Raw genomic sequence first — 17,277 nt, 5'->3', positions numbered from 1 at the left:
TTCTCAGCATGTAAATAAATGTGAATAAAAGTCAATGAACCTCCACAATGTGAAGTCCCTGAAACGCTATTCCTGCGTGGCACTCGCCACAGCGCTGTTATTTACCAGCCTGTCCAGCGTGGCGCAGACGCTACCTGAGAAAGATTTTCTGACCCGCGATGTCGGTAACGGCGTGTATGAGCTGGCGGTTGATAGCCAGCAGAATGCACTTTTTGTCGCCTCGTCGCCGTCGTTTGATAAAGATAAAACCAGCGGGCTTATCTACAAACTCGATCTGGAGAAACTCACGACGACTGAAGTCATCGACACCAGCCGTCGTGCCTTTGCCACCGCGCTGGATGAAGAAAACCAGGTGCTGTATGTCGGCAACACGCTGGAAGGTTCAGTAACGCTAGTCGATACCCGCAGCGGTAAAGAGCTGGCGATACTGCAACTGAGCGAAGCCAAAAACTCGAAAGATATTGTTCATACGCGTGAAATGGTGCTCGATAAACAGCACCACCGTCTGTACGTTTCCGGCGTGGCTGAAAAAGGCATAGTCTGGGTGGTGGACACACAAAAGCGCGAGAAAATCGCCACCCTCGAGAACATGGGCCAGTACCCGACCGGCATGGCCGTGGATGCAAATAAGAACCGCCTGTATGTTGTGAATGGCCGAAACGAGCTTATTACGCTGGATACCACCAACCATCAAATTATTAATCGCTTTACCATTGAGCCAGATAAAAAACATTTTTTCCTGAATATTGCCCTGGATGCAAAAAATAACCGCGCATTCCTGACCGATCCGGATTTAGCGGACGTACTGGTTGTTGATCTTAATACCGGTAAGGTTATTGCACCAATTAAGGTTATTAACTCGCTGGCAGTGATATATAACGAAAAACGCCAGGAAGTTTATATCACCCACCGTAATGCTAAACGCATCAGCATTGTGAACAGCAAGACCTATCAGGTAAAACAAAGCATTGAAACCAATGCCTTACCTAACAGTCTGGCACTCTCGGCAGATGCTAACACCCTGTACGTCAGCGTCAAACAGTCGGAAAAAATGACAGGTGTGAAGCCCGACTACGTGCTGAAAATCGATCTCTCTAAATATTAATAATTAAAAAACTATCTGCACCTTGCAGCTTTTTTGAGCTGCAAGGTGATGTTTTTATTTTTTACTTTTCAGGTGTCTATATTATGAAAACGCGTCAACTTATTACGCTGACAGGGATCGTTGCATTCTCAGGCGGTGTTATTTTCCCCACCCAGGCAGAAGAACTCACCGAGACCTCACGCACTAGCGAAGATGAAATGGTGATCACCGCATCCGGATTCTCGCAGCAAAAACGCGAAGCGCCGGCCACTATTTCAGTTATCGATCGTAACACGCTGGATATTCAGCCGGACCGTAGCATCGGTGAAGCCATTAAAAACCTTCCCGGCGTCTCGGTCACCAACAGCAGTGGCATGAACGCCGGTAGCATTATGATCCGCGGCATGGACCCGTCCTATACCGCTTTTATGGTCAACAGCGTCAAACAAAATACCGGTGAATCTCGTCCTTACGGACATGATATTGGTACTGAAGCCAACTTCTTACCGCCAATGGAGGCCATTGAGCGTATCGAAGTTATCCGTGGGCCGATGTCCTCGCTGTACGGCTCAGACGCCATCGGCGGTGTGGTTAACGTCATTACCAAAAAACCGTACGGCGCAAAAGAGTGGACCACGGCAATTGCTGCCAATACCTGGCTGCAGGAACACCAGTATTTAGGTAATACCAGCCAGATGAATTTGTTTACCATGGGGCCGATTGTGCCCGATGTTCTCGGCCTTAGCGTGGCGGCCGACTGGCTTGACCGTCGCGATGACGATCGCAATAACTATTTTGGCAAACACAATCGTAAATCCGTTGATATGACAATGGGCCTGGCCGCCAGCGAGAATAACCTGTTCGATCTTAACGTGGTCACCGGTGAACAGGAAAAAAACCGTACCCAGAAACGCGGTGCGCCGTGGTCATGGCTGTTCGATCGTAACGCCGCCACCCTGACGCATACCGGCTGGTATGCAGACGACACCATCGCGACGACCAACTACATAAACTATGAAAAAGGCCGTTCGAAGTATGTTTATGACGGACAGTCCCCGCAGTATGTGCAGATGGAGAACTACGTCGCCAATTCGCAAACCACTTTCACGCTCGACACCCATAAACTGACCGTTGGGGCGAATTTCACGCGCGAAGAGCTGAATGACCGCTTTGATGTGGCCAACAAAACGCTGCCCGGATCTGACCCGGTGACCAAAATCAGCCGTAACGGTTGGGCATTGTTTGCTGAAGACGGCTGGAGCATTGGCGATTTCATCCTGACCACGTCAGCGAGGATGGACCAGGATGACAATTTTGGCACACATATTACGCCGAAAATGTACGGTAACTGGGCCTTTAGCAATGACTGGGCGCTGAAAGGCGGCGTTTCCGCAGGCTATAAAAAACCGGAGCTGCGCGCGACGTCCAGCAACTTCGTAACCCCTTACGGCTCAACCGTACCTTACCCCTTCCTCACCGTTGGTAACGACGACCTGAAACCTGAACAAAGCGTTAACTCTGAACTGGGCCTCTACTGGACGGGAGATGCGCTATCGCTCGACAGCACCGTCTTCTATACGCAGTTCAAAGACAAAATTGCTGAACAAACTATTTGTGAAACCACGTCGACGAACCAGTGCTCCGTCAACGGCTACAACGCGGATTCCGTCAGTAAATACTTCAACGTCAGCGAGGCGGATGTATACGGTATAGAACTGAATGCCGACTGGCAGATTACCGCCGATGTAAAAGCCAACGCTAACTACACCTGGAACCACAGCGAACAAAAAAGCGGCGTTAACAAAGGCTACGCGCTAAACGATTATCCGCGCCATATGGCGAATCTGTCGCTGAACTGGGCAGCAACGCAAAGCCTGGACGTATGGAGTACGGTGAATTATCGCAGCAGTAACCGCAACAGCGGCAATAACTATAAATACGATGACTACACGATGGTGGATGTAGGCCTACGTTATCAGCTCAATAAGCACACGCAACTGATGGCTGGGGTCTACAACGTGTTGGATGAAGATCCGAAACTGACAACCGCGTGGAACGAATCCGCACAGGTGGAAGGACGCCGCTATAACCTCGGCGCGCGCGTGGAGTTTTAAATCCAGAATAAAACAACGCCACCCGAGGGTGGCGTGTTCATATCAGTACTGGTCTCGGTCTAACCAGTTACCGCTTTCAATCAGCGTTAAGCCATCAACCGGACGTTGGTACACGTACATCCATGCACTTCCGTACGGCGTTTGAATTAACTGGCGTGCGTATTCACCGCCACGGGTACGCAGAGCGTCAAGCTCTGCCAGCGTGGCGTTATCAATACGATAAACTTCCCCGTGTACTGTTCCCTCTCCTGGAACGGCGCCTGGATAGTGGCCCAGGCTATACAACTGGTAGTTGTCGATACTGAAATTTCCCAGCAACAGGGCATTGGTCATCCAGTGGCTGTTGCCTTGTTTGGTTCGTAAACTGCCGTAGACAAATATTCGCATTGCTAAAACTCGAACTGATAGAGCAAATCAAGTGCCTGATCTACGCCAGACACTGCTTCCAGATATAGCTTAGGCATCAGACGATAACGTAGCGTGAGTGTCGCTAAGGAGTCAAATATACCCACACCATATTTCACCTGCAGACCTGGCAGTACGTATCCGCTGACAACCACCTGAGATGAATCACCCACCCCTTGTGTGTCCAGTGCCAGATTGCTTACGCCAAATGTCTCCCCGATTTTACCCACAACCTGACCACTTTGTGCAACCCCCAGACCAATAAGCATTGAAGTCATTGCCGCGCTGTCGCTCTGTTCGCTATCCAGTCCTTGTCCGCGTAGCAGGTAGGAAAGCGCCATTTGCTGCGACATCGCCGGGTCGGAGAAGATTTCCGCCTTCGGCTCATCGGCGGAGCCCGTGACGCGAACCCCGGCGATCACGTCGTCTTCGGTGGCTTCCGGGTTACGAATTGCTTCGATGTTGAGTAACGGCTGATCCGGCGGACCGGAGAACAACAGCTCGCCCTTACGCACAATCAGATCCTGACCATAGGCATGGAAACGCCCGCTCGGAATATTAATTTGTCCGTTCAGCCCCAGCCCCTGCTTATCCTGCACCACTTTCAGATCGCCCGTCAGACGCGCTTTCAGACCAAAGGCGTCAATACGCACGTTGTTACCGACGTGGATGTTCAGGTTGCTGTTGATCGGAATACCTGCTGTCTGCGGTTTCTCCGGTTGCAGATTGTTGTTAAGCATGACCATATCGCTGGAAACCCCTACCGCGCTCTCCGGCAGGTCGTGTACCACGATACGCGCCCACGGCACATCCACGTTGCCATCGAGGGTAAACAGGCTCGGCGTGGCTTCAAAGACCACGTCCGGCGATACGTCCAGGCGGACCATCGGCGGCACGGTTATACGAACCCTGCTGCCTTTAGCCGCAACGCGCGCCCGCCAGTTGTCTATCTGACTCCAGTCGGCATCGCCGCTCAGGTTAATTTCGCCCTGCTGCGTACGCACCACGCCCGCCAGCGTTGAGCGTGTTCCGGTGAAGTTAACGGCTAACTGGCTTGGCTGCATGTCAAACGGCATAAAGTTACCGTCGATATCCAGACCGCTCAGCTGCAGCTGTCCGAGCAGCTGCGGGCTTTGCACATCACCGCCCAGACGTAGGTTGGCGTTGATCACCCCTGCCGCTTTTTCACCGCGCGAGAAAATGGGGTTCACCATCGCCAGATTGAAGTTGCGGATGTTGACGTTGCCGCCGAGACTGCGGCGTCCTTGCGGATCCGTCACCTGCACCTGGCCGTCAAACTGCCCGTTGTTGGTCAGGCGAATCAGCCAGCCCAGCTCGGCACGGTTATTGTGCAGGTCGGCGGTCAGATTCAGCGTTTCAAACGCCACAGGGAGCGGCGCATCGTTCACGCTTTGCGTGACCTTCACGTTACGTCCGCTCAGCGTAACCTGCCCCTGCGGCAGCCCCTCTTTGGTGGTGTCCCAGCTAACATCAGCTTTGCCAGTGAAAACGCCGCTGGCCTGGGTTGTATCCGGCATAAACGGTTTTAGCATCGCCAGGTCGAAGCGGTTAAGGTTCACCACCGCGCGTCCTTGTGCACCGGCATCAATGGTTTGCGGTACGCACAGTTCCGCATTCGGGTTGTTCCAGCAGTGTGGCCCAATGCTGATTTTCTGTTCCTGATTGCGATAATCCAGCGCGACAGGGCGGTTAAGGGACCACGGACCGACCGGCGTCTGGAAGCGGGTATCGCTTAACGCACCTTTCCAGCGCTGCTCTTGGCGATCAAAGCTACCTGCCAGGGAGAGCTGCCCGGAGACCGGTTCCCCCTGAATGCGCAACTGCAGCTCATGCTGCTTTTCGCTACCTTTGGCATTGAGCGTCACCAGGCCAATATTCACGTCAGGCTGTACAATCCGCTCTACGCGAACGTTGAGATTACCAGCGATTTGCTCTGCCGATTTCACGTCGCCTTCGACGCGCACCTGAGCGACGGACAGCTCCTGCCAGCGCAGACCCCGGGCGGTGATATCCGCCAGCAGTTGTGGCGCTTCAACCGTACCGCGAACTTTTACCAGCCCTTTCGCCGTACCGCCCAGTCCCGGCAGCGCGTTATCCAGGCTCGGGGCATCAATCGTCGCGTCGAGATTGAGGTCTTTGACCCCCAGTTCCCCTTTCACATCCGCGCTGTTGCGTCCCAGTTCCAGATGCAGGCCCGGGATCGTCCACTGCAGGTAGCTGTTACCCTTCAGCGAACCGTGCACATTAACCTTGTTCTGCTTCACGTTGCCGGTCAGCTTCAGCTCGGGCACCTCCATCTGCCAGCTTCCGCCGTACAGACTGCCGCGAGTTTTCACAAGGCCATTCAGTTTTGATGGCCACTCCGGGATCGCTTTCGCCGTGTTGATGCCATCCAGCGTTAGCTCCCCGCGCCAGCTGATCGCCTGCTGCCAGTCCACCAGCGCTTTCAGCTCAGTTTTCCCTTCCAGCGCCGCAACGCTGAGTTTGTCGAGATTGATCTGCTGTTCGTTGCCTTTGGCGTCCAGCGTGATGGTAGCCGGAGGGATATCCTGACCTTTCACAGCGGTACGCATCGACAGCGTATAGTCGGTCATCTTACCGGTCAGTTTGAGCTTGATGTCATCAGCCTGGAACTGCTTGTCGCCGGTAAACGGCCAGTAAACCTGCTTACTCACCACCTCAAGGTTGAGCGGCAATCCGGCTTCCGCCAGACGCGCCTGCGCCCGCAGGTCCATATCCACCGGACCAGACAGATTTACGCCTACTTCCAGCTGTTCACGCAGCGCGCCGCCGACCTTCAGCTTCACCTTTTCGCCTTTTAACGGATCGACGTTGAGCGTGCTGTTTAACGTAATATCGACCGGCCACGTGTCGGTCAGTTGCGCCGTGCCGCTGGCTTTTACCGTCCCCTGATTCGAGTCGATATCCAGTGCATCGAGTTTCATGTTGCCGTCAATGCTGCTCACTTTCAGCAGCATGTTATGTACCGTTAAATCCGTATCCCCGGTCACGCGCAGCTGCTCGCCGCGAAACGCTTCAATGTTGAGATTAAGCGGCAGATGGACATCGGTCATTTCCGGCAGCACCGGCTTTGAGAACAGATCTTTTAGCGTTTCGCCGAGCGGTTTTTCATCCGGTTGCGGATTTTGAATCTTTGGTTCGACAACCTCTTCCTGCGCCACTTCCGCCACTTTAGGCAGGGCAATCAGCAGCCCCTGTAATGACGTTGGCTTCAGGGTTAGCGTTTTTTCCTGCCAGTTCAGGCCAGAGGTAAATTCCAGCACCGAAACCGTGGTGTCATCGATTTTGATATTGATGTTGTTCAGCGCCACGCGCGAAAGCGTGATTGGGTAAGGTGTGGAAAGGTTAAGCGGACCGCTCTCTTCCTCTTCAACCGGCGCTGATGGCGGCATCTTTTTGCTGTCGATCGCCACGTTGATATTTTTCAGCGACAGATCGTTGACGCACAGGCTGCTGTCCCACAGGCAGTTAAGCCCCACGGCCAGATGCACTTCGCCAGCATTCACCGCCACGCCAGGTTGGTCATAACGAATATTTTTGAGCGATAAATCCCGCCAGCCGCCGGTGACCTGACCAATCTCCAGCCCCGGAACCCAACGATTCGCCGCTTTGAAGATCAGATGCAGGCCCGAAGTGGTGCCGACGAGGAACGCCACCGTGCCTAACAACAGCAGGATAAAAATCAGCACGCCGAGGCTTATCTTCTTCCATAAACTCATAATTCAGGCCCCAGACCGATGTAAAACTGTAAACCATGTTCATCTTTGTCGCCCACAGGGACAGCAAAGTCGAGCTTGATGGGTCCCACTGGCGATTGCCAGCGTACGCCGACCCCGGCACCGGTTTTGAAATCGCTTCTGCGGATATCGCTGACCGCTTCGCCGCTATCGACAAACATCGCGCCCCACCATTTTCCGGTCACGTTGTACTGATATTCCAGCGAGCCGGTCGCCAGCTTCGAGGCCCCTTTCAGCTTGCCGTCGCTGCCTTCAGGCGAAATAGATTTGTATTTGTAGCCGCGAATGCTGCGATCGCCCCCGGCGAAGAAACGCAGATCCGGCGGTACTTTGTCGAAGTCCCCGGTTTCGATCCAGCCGAGGTTGCCGCGCATCACAAAGCGATGACGATCGTACAGCGTGCGGATCCAGACGTTTTGCGCCTGGAAGACGGAGAAATCAACGTCTGAACCCCAGGCCGTGTTGGAGTAATCGATGGAATAACGTTGGGAGTCGCCCCAGACTGGCATCAGACCGCCGCGCGAGCGCGTCCGGCTGATCATCACGCCCGGATAGAGCAGCATGGTGGTGTTAGTGACGTTACCCTGGGTAAAGTGATCGAGGCTCCAGCGCAGGTTAATCGCGCGCTGCCAGCCGCTGGAGAGATCCCAGTAGCGGGAAACCGCAAGCGTAGTGGAGTCCTGCTCGGTATCGTTTAAATCGGTACGCTTAAAGCCCCCCTGCACCAGGTAATACTGCTCCAGCGGGTTCTTTAATAGCGGCATTTTATAACTGAAATCAAGAACCTGCTCTGGCGCAGAGATGCTGGCGCTGGTGGTCAGGCTGTGGCCATAGGAGTTCATCCACGGCTTTTTCCACGAGGTCTTCACCCGTGGACCGACGTCAGTTGAGTAACCGACCCCGGTTTCGATGGTATTTTCAGTTCGCGGCGACACCACGCCTTTCAGCGGCAGCACTTTGGTTTCACGGGCTTTATCAAATTCCGGTGCGACGACCACGGAATTAAACCATCCGGTCGCCGACAGACGACGGTTCAGTTCGCCCAGATCTTTCGACTCGTACTCTTCACCCTCTTTAAAGGGCACCAGATTTTGCAGGTACTCATCGCGAATTTGCGAGCCTTCAAAAGTGACATGCCCAAAGCGATAGCGTTCACCGCTGTTGTAATCGATATCCCAGAATGCCTGGCGGCGTTCGAGCGCTATTCCAAGCTGGCTTTTATTAAATTCACTGTCGAAATAGCCTTTGCGCAGCGCCACGCTGGTGAGTGATTTTTTGAAGTTATCATAGTCCCCCTGATTCAGCACGGTGCCGATTGCCGGTCGCGTTTTCAGCAGATCCAGATAATCTTTATCCGTACGTGCGCCACCGCGCAGAATCACTTCGGTGCCGCCAATCAGCACCGGCTCACCAGGGGTCACTTTGGCAATCAGCACCTGGCGTCCTTTCGCCGGCGGCGGACGCAGCTCAAAATCAATGGTGGGCTCAAAGTAGCCCAGCGCTTTTAGCCCTTCGCGGATGGCATCATCAACGCGCGCACGAAAGCGTCGGTCTGGAGTGACTTCATCACTTTGAATCGTGGATAGCTGCGCGCGGACGTTTTTCTCCAGCGGTCCTGATAATCCTTCGACCTGTAAGCGAACATTCGCTGCGGCGGCGGAGCCACTTAAGCACAGTAATCCCACCCAACATAACTGACGGATATGTGGCACATTTTCTCCTGAATATCCTTTTTTCCCACCCCTGGAAAAAAATACTATGCCGTTCCTCGGCTTAACAAAAAATCAACAATAAGAGTTGAAAAACAGACGACAACCCAAATATTTCTTATGTTTAACTCTAGACGTATTCACGCCGTTTATTGTGGGCAAAGACGCGTCTCGTTACAACCTTAACCCAAATGACTGATTTCGGGAGAACGGCCATGAGTTTATTTGATAGAAAGCATCTTGTTACTCAAGCAGATGCCCTACCTGGACGCAACACCCCGATGCCAGTGGCAACGCTGCATGCGGTTAACCAACATTCGATGACCAACGTGCCCGACGGTATGGAGATAGCCTTTTTCGCCATGGGATGTTTCTGGGGCGTTGAACGTTTATTCTGGTCATTACCCGGGGTATACAGCACAGCGGCCGGATATACCGGCGGCTACACCCCTAACCCAACCTATCGGGAAGTGTGTTCCGGCGATACCGGACACGCCGAAGCGGTACGCGTCGTCTATGATCCGCATGTTATCAGCTACGAGCAACTGCTGCAGGTGTTCTGGGAAAATCACGACCCGGCGCAGGGCATGCGTCAGGGGAACGACCAGGGGACGCAGTATCGCTCCGCCATTTACCCGTTAACACCGGAGCAAACCGTCGCGGCACAGGCAAGCCTTGAGCGTTTTCAGGCAGCAATGACCGCCGCTGGCGACGAGCGCACTATTACAACGGAAATCACTACCGCAACCCCGTTCTACTATGCCGAGGACGACCACCAGCAGTATCTGCATAAAAATCCTTATGGGTACTGTGGCATTGGCGGGATTGGCGTTTGCCTGCCGCCAGAACGTTGATCCGCGATTAACGCGCTACCGTCACCCGCGCGGCATGGCGCGTTGCGTGGGTAACGGTTCCCCGATCCGTCACCTTTCCCTTCAACAACAGGTTAAACACGGGCGCAGAGGGGCGATTAAGACGGTTCTGTAGCAAATGCACCGCCTCCACGCCCAGTGCCCGACAGGGGATAGTGATACTGGTTACCGCGGCGACGATATGCGCATCCAGCTCCTGAACATCCGTCGTCATCAGCGACATCTCACCGGGTATCTCCACGCCACCGTTTTCCAGCACCCGCTGGATGCCCGTCGACATTGATGCCCCGGCGCAGAAAATGACCTCTGGCCACGCTTCACGCGGCGTCTCACGTAGCCAGTGGTCCATCGCACGTTCTGATTCATCCTCAGAAAACCCTTCCGTCACCAGCAGATCACGCCCGGTATCAAACGGTATCTGATATTGTCGGTAGACCTCCTTAATGCCCTCCAGACGCCAGTACAAGGTTTCCCGGCGCAGGCTGGTGACATGGAGAATACGCCGATGCCCCTGATCAAAAAGATATTGCACAGCACGGTTGCCAATTGCCCGGTGATCGGGGGATACCGCATCCAGTAACCCTTCTTTGTCCTGCGAGTTAATCAACACGCAGGGTTTATCCAGCAGTAGCGCCAGTTTATGCACGGTCGGGTCATCAATGCCGATGAGAATAATGGCATTGATATTTTTACTGTTGGCCTTTTCCTGAAAGACCTTTATGTCCGCGCGTTGCTCATCCAGCCCGCAGTAACTCAGATAGACATCATGCGGCGCTATCGCCTCAGCAATTCCGCGCGTCACTTCGAGGTAAAATGCATCGCCACGGGCGGTAAAGGTACGCAACGGGGCGAAAATGGCGATGCCGTTGATCAATAGCCGTCCACTGGACAGCGAGTCCAGAACGCCCAGCCTGCGCGCGCAGCTGACAATCGCATCGCGCGCGTTGTCGCTGGTATATGACTTTCCGCTAAGTACTCTCGACACCGTACTCACCGAGTACCCTGTCAGGGCAGCAATTTCGTCCATTTTTAGCTTGCCAGACATTCTGTGACCTCACTCGCAATCAATCTTTGCAATTTTTTGCAAACGTAGTTCATTGACTCTAAAACACTTTTTCAATGACTGGATGAACTTCTTTTTCATCCTGCAACCGTTCTCACAAAATCACATTGTCGATATTCCAGGCGTTTCATATGTTCCGCATATCCCTTCTTTCTCATGAAAAAGGCACGACATGAAAAAAATACGCTTTGGCATTATTGGGGTTGGCAACATTGGTACCGTCCACGCGCGCTACCTGCTGGCCGGAACGGTACAAGAAGCAGCGCTCGCCGCAGTATGCGATAACAATCCTGATCAGCATGCGGCGATCCAACGGCTGGTCGGTGAAGAGGTGACACTGTTCAGCGATGCGCGTGAGATGCTGGAAAGTGGGCTGATCGACGCCGTTATCGTCGCCACACCGCACTATGACCATCCAGGTTTATCGATGATGGCCATGCGTCTTGGCATCCATACGCTGTGCGAGAAGCCTGCAGGGGTCTACACCGCGCAGGTACAAGAGATGAACGCCTGTGCGCGCGAATGCGATGTGGTGTTCGGCTTGATGTACAACCAGCGCCCCAATCCGCTGTATCAGAAAGTTAAAGATCTGATCGACAGTGGCGAACTCGGCGAGCTGCGTCGCTCTAACTGGATCATTACCAACTGGTATCGTTCGCAGAGCTATTACAACTCCGGCGGCTGGCGCGCGACCTGGAAAGGTGAAGGCGGCGGCGTGCTGCTTAATCAGGATCCACACCAACTCGATTTATGGCAATGGCTGGTCGGCATGCCGGTACGCTTGCGTGCCTTTTGCCAGTTTGGCAAACACCGCCAGATTGAAGTTGAAGATGACGTCACGGCCTACGCGGAATACGCCAACGGCGCGACCGGCGTGTTCATCACCACCGTCGCCGAAACACCCGGCACAAATCGCCTGGAAATTGTCGGCAGCCGGGGAAAAGTGGTAGTGGAAGAAGGCCGCCTGCGCTTCTGGAAACTACGGGAATCCGAAACCGACTTTAACGCCCGCTGGCAAAACGGTTTTGGTGAGCCGGAATGCTGGGAGGTGACTATCCCTACCGAACCAGAATGCAGCGAGCACTATGTCATTACCCGCAATTTCACCGCCGCGATTCTGCACGGCGAGCCGCTGATTGCCCCCGGTCTGGAAGGCATTCACGGCCTGACGCTTTCCAATGCGATGCACCTCTCTACCTGGACCGATGACTGGGTCGAGCTACCGATCGATGAACAGCGTTACTTCCAGTTGCTCCAACAACGTATCGCCTCTTCAGTGGAAAAAACCACGGCCAGCCGCACGCTGGACGCTTCCGGTAGCTGGTAACGCGCAGGAGAAAATCATGCTGAATATTGCCATTGTTGGAACCGGAAATATCTCCCACAACCACATTCAGGGGTATTTACAGTTCGCCGATCGTTGCCGGATTGTCGCCCTGGTTGATATCTACCCGGAGAAGGCCGAAGAGAAGAAATCACGCTATGGCCTGGATGAAGCGCGGGTCTACCGCAGTCATCAGGCGATGCTGGACGCGGGCATCGAAGTAGATGTGGTCGATGTCTGCACTCCGCCATACGTGCACGCAGCTATCAGCATTGATGCGCTGCAGGCCGGAAAACATGTGCTGTGCGAAAAACCGATGGCCGCCTCACTCGAAGAGTGCGATGCGATGATCGCCGCGCAAAAGGCCAGCGGGAAAACCTTATCGGTCATCGCGCAAAACCGCTTTACCGATGCCTTCTGGCGTCTGAAAACCGTTGTTGATTCCGGGCTGGCGGGCAAGATTTGCCATGCGCAGGTGGATTCATTCTGGTGGCGCGGACACTGCTATTACGACTTATGGTGGCGCGGCACGTGGCAGAAAGAAGGCGGCGGCTGCACGCTGAATCACGCAGTGCACCACATTGACGCCATTCAATGGATGCTGGGTTTCCCGGCCGAAGTGGTGGCGATGATGACCAACGTTGCTCATGACAATGCGGAAGTCGAAGACCTTAGCGCGGCTATCTTCAAATACCCCAACGGGGCACTGACACAGGTGACCGCCTCCGTGGTGCATCACGGCGAAGACCAAAAGATTGTCATTCAAGGCGAAAAGGCGCGTATTTCTGCGCCGTGGCAGGTTCATGCCAGCCAGTCGGCGGATAACGGCTTCCCGCAACCAAACAATAACGGCGAACTGGAACAGCATCTGGAGACACTTTTTCGCGCTACGCCAGCACTGCAATGGACGCTACATACCGGACAAATCGATAACCTGCTTAACGCCATCGACAAACGGACATGTCCCCTGGTCGATGGCGAACAAGGCAAGCGCTCGCTGGAGCTGATTACCGCTATCTATAAATCCGCCATCACCCGCACGGTGGTAACGCTGCCCATCCACCACACCGATGCGTTTTATCGCACCAGCGGCCTGATTGAAATCGCCCCACATTTTTATGAGAAATCCGCCTCCGTGAGCAATTTCACGGAAGTGGGCGCTATCCCCCTGGGTAAAGACTTAGATTCAGGAGTTAAAAAATGAACAAGCAAGATGGAATGCACTACGCCCCTACCGGGAAGCCTCAGCCGGTCGTGGAGCCTGGCGAGTTTGTCATTGCCGCGTCCTCACTCGATCACGGTCATATCTACGGCATGTGCAACGGGTTGATTGAAGCAGGCGCCACGCTGAAATGGGTTTACGATCCCGACCCGCTCAAAATAGATCAATTTCTGCAGCATTATCCGCAAGCGCAGGTTGCCGATTCGCTCGAGACTATCCTGAACGATCGCGAGGTCCGGCTGGTTGCCGGGGCGGCAATTCCCTCTGAACGCTGCCCGCTGGGGCTGAAGGTAATGGCGGCTGGTAAAGACTACTTCACCGACAAGGCTCCGTTAACCACCCTCGCACAGCTGGAAGACGCCAAAGCAATGGTGGCGAAGACCGGACGTAAATACGCGGTCTATTACAGCGAGCGTCTGCACGTTGAAAGCGCCGTGTTTGCCGGCCAGCTAATCCATCAAGGGGCTATTGGGCGCGTGATGCAAACTCTGGGCACCGGTCCGCACCGCGAAGGCAACGGTCGCCCGAACTGGTTTTATGACAAACGCTATTTTGGCGGCATTTTATGCGACATCGGCAGCCATCAAATCGAACAATTTCTCTTTTATACCGGCAATAGCGAGGCGCATATCGTCGCCAGCCATGTGCGTAACGTCAATCATCCGCAGTATCCGCAGTTCGAAGACTTTGGCGATGCCATGCTGGCGGGCGACAACGGGGCGACCGGCTACTTCCGCTGCGACTGGTTCACACCGCAGGGGCTCAGTAGCTGGGGGGATGGACGCCTGACCTTGCTGGGTACCGAAGGTTACATTGAGATCCGCAAGTATGTGGATATCACCCGAGGTGAACAGGATGTGGTGTATCTGGTGAATAAAGAAGGGGAATTCCGCTACCCAGTCGCGGGCAAAGTTGGTTTTCCTTTCTTCGGCGAATTCATTCTCGATTGTCTGAATCGCACGGAAAACGCCATGACTCAGGCCCACGCCTTTAAAGCCGCAGAACTGTGCGTGAAGGCACAAATGCTGGCGAATGCCCGCACATAACCGGAGGTGACATGACAACGCTAAATGCCGCCATCATCGGCGCGGGGGCTATCCACAGCATCCACGTAAACGCCCTCCGGCTTTTGCCGGGGGTCACGCTGCGCGCGCTGGTCGATATTGATAGCGCCAACGGTTTGCAACAGGCCATCGCGTATAACTGCCGCTATTACCAGAATTACCGGGAAATGCTGCTGGATAATGACATTGACGTCGTCCATATCTGTACGCCTCACTTCGAGCACAAAAACATGATTACGGCCGCGCTTGCCGCCGGGAAACATGTGTTTTGCGAAAAACCGGTAGGGTTGAATTGCACAGAGGTAGCAGACATAGCTTACGCGGCGGCGTCTGCCCAAGGCTTACTGGGCGTGTGCTATCAAAACCGCCTTAATCCAACCAGTTTACGTATCCGCGACGAACTGGCGAAAAATACGCTCGGCAGAATGCTAAGCATTAAAGCGGTTTTGACCTGGTCGCGCTCCCGGGCTTATTACAGCGAAAGTCCGTGGCGTGGGCGTTTTGCCAGCGAAGGCGGCAGTTTACTAATCAACCAGGCTATTCATACCCTCGATCTGATGCAGTGGTTCGCAGGCGGCGTGACGCGTTTGAAAGGCGTAGTGGATAGCAGTGAACTGGCGGACGTCACTGAAGCCGAAGACAGCGCGATGGCGACCCTGCACTTTGCCAACGGCGCCCGCGGTCTGTTTTACGCCAGCAACTGTAACACCCTCGATTCACCGCTGCTGCTGGAGATCCATTGCGAGCAAGGCATGCTCCAGCTCACCGATAACACCCTGTGGCGCGTTACAGCGGACCGACGCCTGAAGCTGGATTGCGATGGTTCGCCGGACGGTCACGTCAAAAGTTACTGGGGCCTGGGCCACCAACAGGCTATTCGTCAGTTTTATCATGCTATTACTCATGGAGGTCAGACAGAATACATCAATATTAATGAAGCCCGAAAATCACTGGCGATAGTCGATGCTATTTATCATTCATCTAAAACACGACAATGGATAACCATTAATAATTAAAATTAACTCAGCGCTGAAGAATTAAATAACAACAGCCGGATAATACCGGATTACGCATACCCTACATACTGGAAAATATTATGGTCAAACCAACTGAACGCAGAGTCAGTTATGGTGTAGCGATCGGCTATGGCATTACTGATTTATTTGGCGGCGGTGCTTTCGCCATTATCGGAACATGGCTTTTATTTTTTTACACAACCTACTGCGGTTTAAGCGTGCTGGAAGCAGGATCAATATTTGCCATTGCCCGCGTGATTGATGCTGTACTTAGCCCAATTATGGGTTATATCACCGATAACTTTGGCAACACCTGGCTAGGTCGAAGATTTGGCCGTCGCCGCTTCTTTTTATTACTCAGTTGTCCTTTAATGTTTCTCTATGCCCTGCTATGGCTGACCGACATGGGTTACTGGTACTACCTGGGAACCTATCTGTCGATTGAGCTGCTGTCAGCGATGGTCCTGGTGCCGTGGGAAACCCTGGCCGCAGAGATGACTAACCGCTACGAAGAACGCAGCCGCCTCTCCGGTATGCGCATGATCTGCTCGCAGCTGGGCGGATTCCTTGCCGTATCGGTACCCGGTATCCTGATGCAGTTTACGGGCAAAGATAACCCATTTACCTATACACTAACCGGGCTGATATTTTCCGTCGTGTTCTGCCTCGCCGTGTTCATAACCTGGCGCTGCACGTGGGAGGCCAAAGACGTTCAGGAAGAGACATTTCAAGCTAACCTGCAGCGCAATAGCGGGATACTGAATCACCTTAAATATTTGATACTCGATCTGTTTTCTTCTTTCAGGATCCGGGCATTTCGCCTGCATATTATTATTTATATTTTCTCATTTACCGCTATGGATGTATTCGGGTCAGTATTTACCTATTACGTAGTTTATTGCTTGAGTCAGGATGTAGCCTCCGTTTCTGGCTGGTTAAGTATTGCCGCCTTCGCTTCAGTTTTTGGCACCTATGGGTTTATGCTATTACTGAACAAACTCAATATAACCCCATCAGCAGCACTACGCCTCGCTTACACCTGTATATTTAGCGTATTGGTATTTTTATTTGTTATTTATTACACCGAAACCCAGGTGTCCAATATTCTGTTCTCTGCGATATTTATTCTGCTTGGTATGGCACGTTCCGGTCTTTACTATATCCCGTGGAATATCTACAGCTTTATTCCTGATATCGATGAGATGGTGACCCAACAGCGCCGCGAAGGGATTTTTGCGGGTGTTATGGTACTCACCCGTAAAAGTACGGTGGCAATCGCTATTTTGCTTATCGGCATGGTGCTGGAAGAGGCAGGCTTTGTAAAAGGCAGCGGCGCGCAGCCGGAAAGCGCATTACACGCCATTATCGGATTGATGATCTTTGCTACTGCGGCGCTGCTGGCGGTGAGTTTCTACGCCACCTACAAATTTAAACTTACCCGCGAAACCCACAAAGTTCTGCTCAAAGAGATCGCCCGCCGCAAGCTGGGTGGCAACTATCGCGACTGCGATGAAGAAACCCGGGTGGTGATAAAACAGCTTACCGGCTATGAATACGATGAAGTTTGGGGTGGCAGCGCCACGCAGCGTACGGCAGGACGCGTCAGTCTCTCAGATGCCGAATAA

At 53.5% G+C, this 17,277-nt stretch carries 12 protein-coding genes; 8 read left to right on the top strand and 4 right to left on the bottom strand.

What is annotated here, in order from left to right; all coding sequences use genetic code 11:
- Nucleotides 1-34 precede the first annotated feature (34 nt).
- Both ABIE10_RS13440 and ABIE10_RS13435 read left to right on the top strand, forming a co-directional pair.
- Complete coding sequence (locus tag ABIE10_RS13440) at nucleotides 35-1,105, top strand: YncE family protein (protein WP_049283032.1); 1,071 nt, start codon at nucleotides 35-37, stop codon at nucleotides 1,103-1,105.
- Between the two features lie 83 nt (nucleotides 1,106-1,188).
- A complete protein-coding gene (locus tag ABIE10_RS13435; protein WP_235117259.1) occupies nucleotides 1,189-3,198 on the top strand; it encodes a TonB-dependent receptor domain-containing protein in 2,010 nt (669 codons plus the stop codon).
- A gap of 42 nt (nucleotides 3,199-3,240) precedes the next feature.
- Here the strand turns inward: ABIE10_RS13435 and ABIE10_RS13430 are convergent, their stop codons facing one another.
- The 3 genes from ABIE10_RS13430 to tamA are packed head-to-tail and all read right to left on the bottom strand — an operon-like array spanning nucleotide 3,241 to nucleotide 9,094.
- Nucleotides 3,241-3,585 (bottom strand): gamma-glutamylcyclotransferase family protein, encoded by a 345-nt coding sequence (locus tag ABIE10_RS13430; protein ID WP_016151451.1) that lies wholly within the window; start codon nucleotides 3,583-3,585, stop codon nucleotides 3,241-3,243.
- A gap of 2 nt (nucleotides 3,586-3,587) precedes the next feature.
- Nucleotides 3,588-7,364 (bottom strand): autotransporter assembly complex protein TamB, encoded by a 3,777-nt coding sequence (tamB, locus tag ABIE10_RS13425; RefSeq protein WP_235117260.1) that lies wholly within the window; start codon nucleotides 7,362-7,364, stop codon nucleotides 3,588-3,590.
- Complete coding sequence (gene tamA, locus ABIE10_RS13420) at nucleotides 7,361-9,094, bottom strand: autotransporter assembly complex protein TamA (RefSeq protein ID WP_016155528.1); 1,734 nt, start codon at nucleotides 9,092-9,094, stop codon at nucleotides 7,361-7,363. Before tamA ends, tamB begins: the two co-directional genes overlap by 4 nt.
- A 212-nt stretch (nucleotides 9,095-9,306) precedes the next feature.
- Here tamA and msrA point away from each other — a divergent pair, with 212 nt between their 5' ends.
- Complete coding sequence (gene msrA, locus ABIE10_RS13415; protein ID WP_047499953.1) at nucleotides 9,307-9,945, top strand: peptide-methionine (S)-S-oxide reductase MsrA; 639 nt, start codon at nucleotides 9,307-9,309, stop codon at nucleotides 9,943-9,945.
- Between the two features lie 7 nt (nucleotides 9,946-9,952).
- Here msrA and ABIE10_RS13410 read toward each other — a convergent pair whose 3' ends face one another.
- Nucleotides 9,953-11,008 (bottom strand): LacI family DNA-binding transcriptional regulator, encoded by a 1,056-nt coding sequence (locus ABIE10_RS13410; protein ID WP_047499954.1) that lies wholly within the window; start codon nucleotides 11,006-11,008, stop codon nucleotides 9,953-9,955.
- 190 nt (nucleotides 11,009-11,198) lie between these two features.
- Here ABIE10_RS13410 and ABIE10_RS13405 point away from each other — a divergent pair, with 190 nt between their 5' ends.
- The 5 genes from ABIE10_RS13405 to ABIE10_RS13385 all read left to right on the top strand — a co-directional run bounded on the left by ABIE10_RS13405 (nucleotide 11,199) and on the right by ABIE10_RS13385 (nucleotide 17,277).
- Complete coding sequence (locus ABIE10_RS13405; RefSeq protein WP_103766907.1) at nucleotides 11,199-12,353, top strand: Gfo/Idh/MocA family protein; 1,155 nt, start codon at nucleotides 11,199-11,201, stop codon at nucleotides 12,351-12,353.
- 16 nt (nucleotides 12,354-12,369) lie between these two features.
- Nucleotides 12,370-13,554, top strand: a complete 1,185-nt coding sequence (locus ABIE10_RS13400) for a Gfo/Idh/MocA family protein (RefSeq protein WP_429156017.1) — start codon at nucleotides 12,370-12,372, stop codon at nucleotides 13,552-13,554.
- Nucleotides 13,551-14,618, top strand: a complete 1,068-nt coding sequence (locus ABIE10_RS13395; RefSeq protein ID WP_049283038.1) for a Gfo/Idh/MocA family protein — start codon at nucleotides 13,551-13,553, stop codon at nucleotides 14,616-14,618. Before ABIE10_RS13400 ends, ABIE10_RS13395 begins: the two co-directional genes overlap by 4 nt.
- Before the next feature lie 11 nt (nucleotides 14,619-14,629).
- Complete coding sequence (locus ABIE10_RS13390) at nucleotides 14,630-15,652, top strand: Gfo/Idh/MocA family protein (protein ID WP_141876177.1); 1,023 nt, start codon at nucleotides 14,630-14,632, stop codon at nucleotides 15,650-15,652.
- Between the two features lie 80 nt (nucleotides 15,653-15,732).
- A complete protein-coding gene (locus ABIE10_RS13385; RefSeq protein WP_047499970.1) occupies nucleotides 15,733-17,277 on the top strand; it encodes an MFS transporter in 1,545 nt (514 codons plus the stop codon).

Origin of the sequence: Citrobacter sp. 506 (assembly GCF_050434985.1) — a bacterium.
GTDB classification, from domain to species: domain Bacteria; phylum Pseudomonadota; class Gammaproteobacteria; order Enterobacterales; family Enterobacteriaceae; genus Citrobacter; species Citrobacter braakii.
Note: the sequence above shows the minus strand (reverse complement) of the source record. Positions and strands in the feature narration are given on the sequence as shown.